The 10946-nt window shown below is 39.1% G+C and carries 11 protein-coding genes; 10 read left to right on the top strand and 1 reads right to left on the bottom strand.

All coding sequences use genetic code 11. The annotated features are described in order from the left end of the window. The first annotated feature begins 880 nt into the window (after positions 1 to 880). The 5 genes from DF182_RS26695 to DF182_RS26675 all read left to right on the top strand — a co-directional run bounded on the left by DF182_RS26695 (position 881) and on the right by DF182_RS26675 (position 4720). On the top strand, positions 881 to 1543 hold the full coding sequence (locus DF182_RS26695; RefSeq protein ID WP_113618810.1) for a hypothetical protein: 663 nt from the start codon (positions 881 to 883) through the stop codon (positions 1541 to 1543). 162 nt (positions 1544 to 1705) lie between these two features. Beyond that, positions 1706 to 2230, top strand: coding sequence for a heparin lyase I family protein (locus tag DF182_RS26690; protein ID WP_113618809.1), 525 nt, complete (start codon positions 1706 to 1708; stop codon positions 2228 to 2230). A gap of 1 nt (position 2231) precedes the next feature. Continuing rightward, positions 2232 to 2561 (top strand): LytR/AlgR family response regulator transcription factor, encoded by a 330-nt coding sequence (locus tag DF182_RS32905; protein ID WP_113618808.1) that lies wholly within the window; start codon positions 2232 to 2234, stop codon positions 2559 to 2561. A 93-nt stretch (positions 2562 to 2654) separates the two neighbouring features. After that, entirely contained in the window at positions 2655 to 3167 is a 513-nt protein-coding gene (locus DF182_RS26680) for a hypothetical protein (protein WP_211327217.1), read from the top strand. Between the two features lie 134 nt (positions 3168 to 3301). Continuing rightward, a complete protein-coding gene (locus DF182_RS26675; RefSeq protein WP_113618806.1) occupies positions 3302 to 4720 on the top strand; it encodes a S41 family peptidase in 1419 nt (472 codons plus the stop codon). Between the two features lie 263 nt (positions 4721 to 4983). Here DF182_RS26675 and DF182_RS26670 read toward each other — a convergent pair whose 3' ends face one another. Beyond that, complete coding sequence (locus DF182_RS26670) at positions 4984 to 5571, bottom strand: RICIN domain-containing protein (protein WP_113618805.1); 588 nt, start codon at positions 5569 to 5571, stop codon at positions 4984 to 4986. Between the two features lie 853 nt (positions 5572 to 6424). Between DF182_RS26670 and DF182_RS26665 the strand changes: the two genes are divergently transcribed. The 5 genes from DF182_RS26665 (at position 6425) to DF182_RS26645 (ending at position 10942) form a co-directional block, all read left to right on the top strand. Further along, positions 6425 to 7153, top strand: a complete 729-nt coding sequence (locus tag DF182_RS26665; RefSeq protein WP_113618804.1) for a response regulator transcription factor — start codon at positions 6425 to 6427, stop codon at positions 7151 to 7153. A 336-nt stretch (positions 7154 to 7489) separates the two neighbouring features. Further along, positions 7490 to 7789: a hypothetical protein gene (locus DF182_RS26660; protein ID WP_113618803.1), complete on the top strand. Its 300-nt coding sequence runs from the start codon at positions 7490 to 7492 to the stop codon at positions 7787 to 7789. A 38-nt stretch (positions 7790 to 7827) separates the two neighbouring features. Then, positions 7828 to 8307: a GNAT family N-acetyltransferase gene (locus DF182_RS26655; RefSeq protein ID WP_113618802.1), complete on the top strand. Its 480-nt coding sequence runs from the start codon at positions 7828 to 7830 to the stop codon at positions 8305 to 8307. Next, positions 8286 to 9008 carry a hypothetical protein gene (locus tag DF182_RS26650; protein WP_113618801.1) on the top strand — a complete coding sequence of 241 codons (723 nt, stop codon included), beginning with the start codon at positions 8286 to 8288 and terminating at the stop codon, positions 9006 to 9008. The genes DF182_RS26655 and DF182_RS26650 overlap by 22 nt, the downstream gene beginning before the upstream one ends. Continuing rightward, positions 9005 to 10942: a B12-binding domain-containing radical SAM protein gene (locus tag DF182_RS26645; RefSeq protein WP_161964277.1), complete on the top strand. Its 1938-nt coding sequence runs from the start codon at positions 9005 to 9007 to the stop codon at positions 10940 to 10942. Before DF182_RS26650 ends, DF182_RS26645 begins: the two co-directional genes overlap by 4 nt. Positions 10943 to 10946: the final 4 nt, after the last annotated feature.

The raw sequence follows: 10946 nt of genomic DNA, 5'->3' as shown, positions 1-10946 counted from the left end.
AAAATTCGTAAATTATTCAGAATACTGTTAATACTCCAGTGCAGTTGGGTAGCAGTATTTGGATTATTATTTGCTCTAAAGAGAATGTTAGGGTATTACACTTAACAAACACTTATACACTTAACAAACACACATAGGACCAAGGGGCTTCCTTTTGATGAAATAAAAATAGCACTATTTTATTATTCAAAAAATATTTTGTCAAAATTTTTCACTGCTTGAATATTTTCTATCAGATCAGATGAAGTAAATATCCTTCTTAATTTATTCAAGAATATTATTCGAAAACACTGACACTCAGCATTCTTTAACAACTTTCCTGAAACCCCCAAGCCCACTGAATTCACACCGTTTCGTAAATATTTTTCCGTATTTGTACGTACAGCCGACACGCTTACTTTTCTAAGTAGTTGCACGTAGAAATTGTTCCCATTCGATTGCAATCCTCACAATCACACAAACAAAATTAGTCATCGATAAACCACTAATTAGAGAAGATTGTCAAACTGCATTTTTTTTGCACTATGCTCTATTATTTTCACGTTACTTATTGACGTGTCAAAAAAGCATAAGTTACAAACCTTGTTGATTCCCATGCACAGGTAGTTCCATACATGAAACTATGAGCATAATATGATTGCTGCAAGATGGATACTTTTTATAACATTATTTGATGATTATTAGGAGGTAGAGACTATCCCGGAATTGAAGCGACTAAGTAATTCCCAAAGACACGCTCCGATATGATCCCAATATCTTCCCTCCTCCGAAAGGCTAAATCTGATCATTGGGTAGTCATTCCTTTGAGAGCTGAGTCACCTCCTCTCCCTCCTCATGAAATTTTGAAATATTCTCTCTACATTCACTCAAACCTCTCTTTATGCGTTTAAAGTTGCTGACTTTATCGATCCTGTTATGCATAACCTCCGAAAAAGCACATCCTCAATCCCCCATTTCGCAAGCCAAAGAAAACGTCTTGCTGCAGATGGACTTCGACGATCCCGCTAATCCAATGGTGCCCAATATCATTCATGGTGACACTGCCACCGCCGTCGTGCAGAACGGGCACTATGTCCTGAATACCCAAAAGGCCAACCGCTTCTGGGCGCTGAGATTGGGTACACCTGCCGAGTATGTGCCCACCTGCAACATCCTTGAAATGAAAATGAAGGTAGTTACAGATTCTCCCCAGGCCAAATACGGGATCTTGTGGAATTCCGTCCAAAAGACACCCGGGACCTTCAATGAATTTGACTTTTGGGTTTATTCAACAGGTCAATATATCATATTCGCAAAAGCGAATGACTCCATCCATAAAATCTCTGAATTCACGGAATGCCCTTGCATAAATAAGGGAACTTCGGCATATAACACTTTACGCATCGAAGAAATACATAGCGGGGAATTTCGATTTTTCATCAATGGTCAAATGGTACACCAGGCAGTGTTAAGGGTACCTCAATTTACTACCTTTGGATTTTATTCAGATGCGCATACGGCATTGTATGTTGACTACATAAAATTTGCTGCGCGAGCCGATTAGAATAACTAAAACAACATTTACAGGGACAATCTATCCAACAATATTAATATTGCTATTTTTATTTTTTAAACAGGCAGTAAACAAATAAACTTTCAAATCGTCAAAGTTAGATCCAACAATATAACCCGACCTGAGTTTATCCGGTGGGCATAAAAATTACGAATGAAGAAAATAAGCATAAGCCTGTTGCCGTTATTGTTTGCTTTGAGTGCAGCCGCGCAGAAATCAGGCCTGGACCCTATTACAAGCAGGGTAAATATACAGGCAGATACTGCCGGTAAAGCAGAAATTGTAGATATGGAGTGGGTAGCTGTGGGTATCAACCGACTGTACTCCATTCAAAAGGATATCACACATGCTTTTAACGGAAAGCCTTCGTACCGGTTTGAACTGAAAGGAGAAGACAACTCACTGGAGGGATACGAGGAAGGCAGTACCAAGGGACGTGCAGAGCTTTCTTACTGTTACGCCACAGCAGATGATTTTAAAGGATTGCCGCCCGATACCTATACAACGGAGCAGGTATTGAAAATGGTATACGACAGAGGGAAGGGCCAGTGCAGGCAGGGTACTAAATGGACTTATACCTTTTCGGTATATGTTCCTTCAACGTTGGCCGCAGACGTAAATACTATATTTGCGCAATGGCATGGATCATTAATAAAAATTTTAACAACCCAATCCTGAAATGACGAACAAACAAGATTTCACTTTCATAAAAACTGACAGAAAATTAATCAAATTAAATTTTGACGACATTTTGTTTATAAAAGGATTAGGAAATTATGTTGAAATATTTGTCAGAAGTAATAAAAAGTATGTCTACTACAAGACTTTAAAAGACCTCATTGAGAAATTACCTGATGAATTTATGAGAGTCCATAATTCAAACATTGTGAACATGAAAAATGTGGACTATGTAGAAGATAATCATTTAGTCATTGGCGAACATAAAATTACAATTGCTAAAAGTTACAAGGACTGTTTATTAAATAGCATTGACAAATTGTTACTCTGAATAAGAAATCCGACAGATCACATAAAAACCTGAACAAACCGGATAACTTATTTTTTTGAAGATATCGATGTGAGTTGCTTTGTAAAAAAGATCATGAAAAAAGTTCTATTTTACTTAACAACCATGGCATTTATGACAGCGGGAAATTTAAACGCACAAAACAAAACACTTGAAAATGATGTAAGAACTATTGACGCATTAATGAAAGCAAGCTATGAAGTTGTTTCCGGTGAAAAAGGGGCAAAAAGACAATGGGAAAGAGATAACTATTTACATCATCCCAAAGCAGTATATTCTTATTTTGACAGGAAAAAGCAGGAACAGGCAACTATGACCTTAACGGAATTTCATAAAGAAACTGACGAAATGGTTTTTAGCACTGCATTTTATGAAAAGGAAGTCAACAGGGAAGTCAGAGTCTTTGGTAATATTGCACATGTCTGGAGTACCTACGAAACAACGTTGGAAAAAGACGGAAAAGTTGAAAGAAGAGGTATAAATAGTATCCAATTAATTTTTGAAAATAACCGGTGGTATATTATTTCCTGGACATTTTGCGGTGAAACAGACCAAAATATAATTCCTAAAACATTTGACAGAAATTAAAAAATAAAAAAGCTGCCACTCACGAAAGCTTGCATCAGCCGAGGTTGGTTAAAATAAATCTTTCCTCGAAAAGTTGCTTTAATTATACAAGATTTTTATATACTGATCGTTTTTTTTACAAAACACCTGATTGAATGAAGAAACTATACCTATTGTTGCTGGCTCTGTTTGTTACAAATGGAGTATTTGCCCAAGACTGTAATTGTGAGACCAATTTTCTTTGGATGAAGAAGACGTTTGAGGATAATGATGCAGGCTTTGCCTATATTCTGTCCAAAAAAGGAAAGGAAGCTTATGAAACGCACAACAGTGCCTACCTGGAAAAGGTAAAGAGGATAACCAATGATAAGGAATGTGCCATTGCACTGGACCAGTGGATGAGATTTTTTAGACAGGGCCATATTGGGGTTGATTTCAATGCAAAGGATATCGAGGTCGGGGCGATTATAAAGAAATTAGAGACGGTAAAGGTCGACACCAGGGAATTTGAAAAATACCTGAACACTAAAAAGGATCCCGGCTACGAGGGAATCTGGTTCGCCGAACCCTATAAAATAGGAATTAAAAAAATAGGCGATAGCTATGTTGGCTTTATTATAGAGACCACTGCCGAGAATTGGAAGGCTGGTGAGCTTAAAACGAAATTCGACGAAAATGGAGGCGTATACTACCTTAGGAACAAAACGGAAGTCAAATTTGGCAAATCGAAGCTTAAACTGGAAGGTAAGAATAACCTGGAGTTGGGCAATTTTTCACTAAAGAGAATCTATCCGCTACTAAAGAATGATCCTGATACAGAACTGGACCTAAAATTATTGAAGAGCTCCAGGCCTTTTCTTGAAAGGCTGAATGCAACCACTGTTATCCTGCGTGTGCCTTCATTTGAGATTACAGAGAAAAAATATATCGATAGCGTGATCAGGGTAAACAGGGCAACTATTTTAGCAACGCCCAGTCTGATCATAGATCTACGAAACAACGGGGGCGGCAGCGACGCCAGCTTTGAAGAGATACTTCCATTTCTCTATACTAACCCTGTGCGGACAGTTGGGGTAGAGTTTCTTTCTACAAAACTTAATAATCAGCGGATGTTGGACTTGTCGAACAACCTGGAGTTCGATGAGGCTTCGAGAAAGAAGTTCAAGGAATATTATGAAAAGCTGGAACAGTCTTTAGGAAAATTTGTCAGCCTTTCGGATCGAAAAGTTGACATTGAGAAAAGGGACAGTGTCTATACCTATCCACAGCAGGTCGGTATCCTGATCAATGAACGGAATGGCAGTACTACCGAACAATTTCTGCTTGCTGCAAAGCAGAGTAAGAAGGTGAAATTGTTTGGAGTGACGACCTTTGGTATGCTTGATATTTCCAATGTACATACACTGGCTTTTCCTTGTGCGAAGTTTGAGCTTTATTATGGGCTTTCCAAGAGCTATCGTATACCGGGGATGGCAGTGGACGACATTGGCCTCCAACCTGACTATTACATTGATGGTACTATAGAGCGCAATGGATGGATCAAATTAACCAATGAGGTACTGAACTATAAATAGCCTCAAGGGGGAGTTTCAAATGATCAGTAACGCGATTCAAGAAATCGGGATTATATAAAAAGAACGCGACTAAACACCCGAATCCCTCTTATCCATGCGCGAGATTTGAAAATTATCGGTGAGCCTGTTCGTGATTACCTGAATAACTCAGCCCCTTTTTCCCAAAAAAATAAGGTGTCTCAAAATTACTTTTGAGACACCCTCTCTTTGCTAATATGATTGCCTACTTAAATATTACCGAAAGGCAATCAAACCACCATACATCAGGCTGGTTCAATAGACCATTGTTGGCTCCAACCATTGTTCCTGGTATTTTGATTTGCCTGTATACCATTTTCTATAGAGCCTCCCGCTATATCCAGCACTTTACCACTATTCCCATTTTGTAACAGATAACGTCCATTTCCCAAAGAAATAAGTGCCCACTGTTGAACGATTCCATTATCCCAGGTCCATTGATGAACCCAGGCTCCATCATTCATTGAACTCCTGTTCACATCCATCACTTTATCACTGTAAACACTCTTGATCCGGTAATAACCATTACCCAGGTCACGGAATTCCCATTTCTGATAAGCGGCACCATAATCAGTCCATTGTTGTATAGGAGTACCATTGGTGCCTGGTCTTTCCGAAATTTCCAATACTTTACTGCTATTGTAGTTTCGTATTTTGTAAATACCATCAGGAATTGGTGGCGCAGGCAAAAGCTTTTGGGATTTACTAATGGCTGTAGTAGATGCTTTAATCTCCTCCTTTACAACCAGCTGATCATCTTTTTTACATGATTGAAATAACAGTATAGCGGCCAGGATAGCAAGGCACGATGTCCGTCTGATAAAATTTTTCATAATTGTTCTTGGGTTAAGGGTTATTATTTATGTTACAGTAAACTATATGTTGGCCACAGATCTTGAAATAATATAGATGGATGAACTCGAATAAAATTATAAATCCATGATGCAGTATAACCACAGTTAAAAAATTGTGAAGGAAACCTTCTGGTCACAACTATCGTCACTTGATATCTTGCATTTTTTCAATCGTGTCTTTCCTCACGCTATTTATTGATTAGCGACTTACTCCAGCTGGAGGAAAAAACAGGCAACACAAAATATTACTGATATAAATACTTTTCAGTTTTAGGGAAAGGCTATATATCAAACTTTCCATGTTCATTAACTGGTAGATATATGAGGAAACAATAAATAGATATTGCGAACATCATATATTTCGTTTGTATGGATTACTTACCTTATCTAAACTTCTGTGTGCACTATAACAAGCGCAGATTTTAGAAGCTATCTGTTATCCCGCTGAAACCCGAACCCAGGACCCATTAAAAGTGTATTGCTCTACCAACTGAGCTAAGGAATCATTCCCTTGAAGGAAGCGAGAAAGTAGGAAAGAGAAATACAATACAGCGAAAGAAGAAGCCAAACCACTGATTACGATAGTGGGAATTTCAGGGAATTACATACGCATTTTTTCTCACTTTTCTGCAATTATTAACAAAAATTAATATTGAATAAAATTCCGTATAATGCAAAAATCTTAGAATCTGGCAGGCACTATTATTACAGCAAAATCCTGAACCCTCTGGCACTGGCTACCCCATTATGATGATGAGATTTATCTGAACCTGAGTAAAATAAACTGTAAGCAGCACATACCCGCTATTCCCGCTTAACCTAAAAGTAGATAATGAAGAAAACGGCATCCAACAAATCCGGTTATAATGTTATTCTTGTTTGCTCCGACCGGTTACTGAGACAAAAAATCATACACGACATCAACCTTTCCGGCAAATACAATCTGCTTTCCTGTGCCGAAAATGGCTTTGCCCTGCTCCATCAATTTGGGAAATACGGAGATCAGGCAGACATAGTTATTTCTGATCTATTTCTGGAAGGTATCAATGGTATTGAAGCCTTGCAAGTTATCAGGCAGCATAGCGCCAACATTCAATTTATGGTCTATAGCGCCTTGTTTCAAAAGGACCTTTACCCTATCATGAAAAAAATAGATGTATCCATGTATTGCCCCAAAAATGAGTTATCTATTTGCAATGGACTGGAATCCTTAAGTCGGAATAGTGGCACAACAGATATACAGTTGTTTGATTGGGAAGAATACATGTACTTAGAACCCTTATATAAAAAGAACTCTCAGACGAATCTCTCCGGGCTGGAAATCAAAATAATTGAAGCAATCAGCAATGGCAGCAGTAATAAGGAAATCGCCACTGATCAGCATCTTAGCCTGAGGACAATCGAATCCAACATTTCACAGCTCTTGAAAAAGCTCTCTCTGCGACACCGGGTTGATATAGTCAGGTTTGCCTATGAAAATGGAGTCTGCGCTACTTCCTGTTCTATCTTCCGATCAGGGAAATGTGAAACTGACAGCCTCTTTCGCAGAAAAAATGACTAATTGCGGTTTCCCGCAGAAAAACCCTGTTTATACCCCACAAATACAGTAATTTCTACGTTGCATAATTCAATAATTATTCAAAAATTTGGTAGTAGGTCAATTGGTATAAAATTATTTGTTTGTCCACCATGTGTTCAACCTTTAATATACAGAAGACCCCAATAAGATGTTCGATATTACTCATCTTAAAAAAACTCTCAAACTATCCAACACATACTATCCCTCAGCCTATAAAACAACATCTGCATGAATAAAAAGGCATCACATTAACGCTGTAACTACCTCACAGGATTAGCATTTAAGTGATTAAGTCATAACAATTTAAAATCAAATATCATGAAACAAGCAATTTTCAATGCCAAAATTAGTAATGGAAATATCTCTGTTCCGGTTTTAGGAATCCATACCGGAGCAATTTTCAATAAAGAAGTTGAACTATCAGTAGGCAATCAAACACGCAGAGGTGTGTTACAGCCTGATGGTATTGCAACAGATAATGGTTTCTTTAGATTCTCTGAAATCGGAGACGCTGAAGCTGAATTATTAATCGGTGGAACTGCCACTACTACCGTTTCGTCTACACAGATCGACAACAGGGGCTACTTAGGACAGCAACCTGGCGATATGGACAAATAAATGTTAATCAGGTGAGGTAGTTTCTAAAAAACATAATAATGATCACCCAAATTAAGACATCCCATTCCAGCGCTGTAAAAAGAATCTATAATCATTACGTTAATAACAGTGCATTTACTTTTTCCGGACAGGAAATGTCTGATGAAGAAGCAGCAGAGCTGGTTGCATACGGAATAAAGTATGCAGGATTTATTATTAAAGATAAGAAAGCAATAGTTGGATTTGGCATTGCTTACCCCTTCAGGCATGAAATACTATTCAGACATACCATCAAACTAACTTACTTCCTTTCACCCGGATATACCGGCAAGGGTTATGGCAGCGAATTGTTTACGCGATTACACAACGAACTGCAGAAAAAAGGATACAAAAATATCCTGGTAAATATTTCCTCCCTGAACAAAGCAAGTATCAGATTTCATAAGAAACTGGGATTTAAAAAATGTGGTGATTTTAAAGATATAGGTTCAATTGATCAGCAAAAAATAAGTATGATATGGATGCAAAAAGAGATTTAGATGATATTCAACAACATGCTGATACCTTTATCAGTGGTTCAATATCTCTATATGAACAGACCCTGCTGCCCCTGCTGGCAGACTATGGTTATGATCTTGCATCACATATGAATGACGGAAAAATGGTGGAACTCGATAATGACTACTACCCCGTTGTTTATAATTACTACCGGTGGAGCTCAGACAAATACGGAACCTTTAACTGGTTCGTACTACAGGGTTCTTATAAATACGCCTCTAATATTGTTGCCTGTCTTGCTTTCCCACACAACCCTTTAGTGCCCGCCTTATCCATGAATCTCAACTTCAAACTGGATGCGCGCACTTTTAGTATCATTTTGGGATTCAGGGACAACGGGCATCTCACTACAGATACGCTTTCCCATATCAGGGAGATAAAGGAAAACGTAGATTCTCCAATATATACAGATACTAATTCCAACAATTTCCTGGGTATCAGGTCTTCCTTCGAAATCAGCGCCAGTATTATCAACAAATCGCTCGAAAATGCACAGCGGCATATACAATGGTGGTTTGACCTGCAAAACAACAGCGCTACGCTTCCAGAGGCCTCTTACGACCTATACATACAGCAATACAAATCAACACTTATTAACCTGCATGAAGAAGAAAACACGATATACGATGAACTTTTTGGTAATAAATGGTTGATAAATCTCTTCAAAAATCAGATCTTATGAACATTTTACTCATCTACCCTCCTCAGGTGAGAGCATTTATGCCGCACCTAGCCTTGCCACTTGTAAAACAAGAATTAACGAGAAGAGGCCATCACTGTAAAATCATCGATTTAAATCTAAAGTTTTATCTGCATGTGCTGAACCGGTCTACGCTGGAAAAGGCACAGTTAAAACTAAGAGAAGAAATTGATCTGTACAAGCAAAAAAACGAATTCACCAATGGAGAACTGGTACTGTTTGCACGAAAATCCTCTGCATTGATACGGTCCCAGTACATTATTGACAATATTGAACTCGCACTTAAAATATTCAATGGTGAACAGTTTTATGATTTCGGGAAGTACAAATTTGCATTGAAAATACTGGAAGAATCACTGGAACTGTTTTCATCCAACTACGGGTTTACCGACATTGGCATATCCAGATTCAGAATGAAGTATGGTGTCAGCAGAAGCGCTGAAATACTCGAAGCCTGTGAAGACAAGGCTGAAAACCCTTTCCTGGACATGTTTCCTGCGTGGATTGATGAGGAAATAAATTCATTTAAACCGGATGCTATTGCTATCACCTTCTCCATGGACGAACAGTTGATCCCTGGTTTTACCCTCGCCAACTACCTGCGTAAAACATGGAATGGCCTGATGGTTGCAGGAGGAGGAATGGTAACCCGTCTGAAACATGAACTCCCTAACCATCCTGTATTCTCAAAAATATTTGATTCCTATTTTCCATTCGCCAACGCCGCGAAATTCTGCGACATGCTGGATGCACTTGCAAACAAACCATTCACCATGCCAGACAAGTTCTCTGACCTATGTCCGGACTTCAGCGACCTTCCGCTCGATGACTATCTTGCGCCTGAAAGATTACTTCCTTTTGAATTAACGATCGGCTGTAGTTATGCCAAATGTTTTTATTGCAATCACTACAAAACATATGGAGATTACCGCTACGGCGATGCAACAGCCGCTGCTAACCACCTGAAAGTAATTTCCGAGAAATATGGCAGCAGGCACTTTTATTTTGTTGACGAAGACCTTGTCCCAAAATTTGGCGAAGAACTGGCTACTGCCCTGAAAGAAATGAAGGTGGATATCAACTGGATGATTTTTGGCAGACTACACAAGGCATGGAAACAGGAAACCTTTGAAAAGCTCAGTGCGGGTGGATGTAAACGACTTATCTGGGGACTCGACAGCGTTACCGACAGAATCCAGGCGGCCATGAACAAATTCACTGACCTGGATTATGCGGAAGACCTGCTCAAATGGTCGTCTATCAACGGGATCACCAATTCCCTGAACTTCATAGTAGGGTACCCTTCCGAAACCCGTGAAGAAGCCCTGACTATAGTAGACTTCCTGAAACGTAACAAACCCTCTATGGGCAATGTAGGATCGGCCATAGCAGTATCTAACTTCATGCTGGTAAAAGATGCCGCATGGGATAAAATGGAGCTGAAGCCCAGGATAAAAGAGGAAGAAGACTTTGCCATCTATTACGAATTTGATGTAGAAAGAGGATTAACCATGGACGAAACGCCTGCCTTTGCCCAGGAAATACAGGACATTGGCGTTGATCACCTGTCTGTCGGAAAATTTAACCCTGCACTGAGGGAACTGGCACTCCTGTATTGCTCCAGATACGGTTCTGCAGACGATATACCTATCACGGAAATTACCGGGGATACTTCGGGTGTGGAAATGCAGTTCTTTCCTGTAAACCTGGAATCAATATATGGAGAGATCCAGCAAAAGATGGCTGAACTATCCTTCACTTCCGAGCAATTTAAGTCCAACTGGTGGAGAGTAGTAACCGAAAAAGAGCCTACTACCGTGCCTATAGGTAACATATACGGCTACACGCTGAACTTCTCCTATAATGAAGTTTGCTTTCAATTACCGATATCTCTCGATTTAGTCATCGAACAATAAATTC

Source organism: Chitinophaga flava (assembly GCF_003308995.1).
GTDB lineage: Bacteria > Bacteroidota > Bacteroidia > Chitinophagales > Chitinophagaceae > Chitinophaga > Chitinophaga flava.
This window is presented reverse-complemented; position numbering and strand designations above follow the sequence as displayed.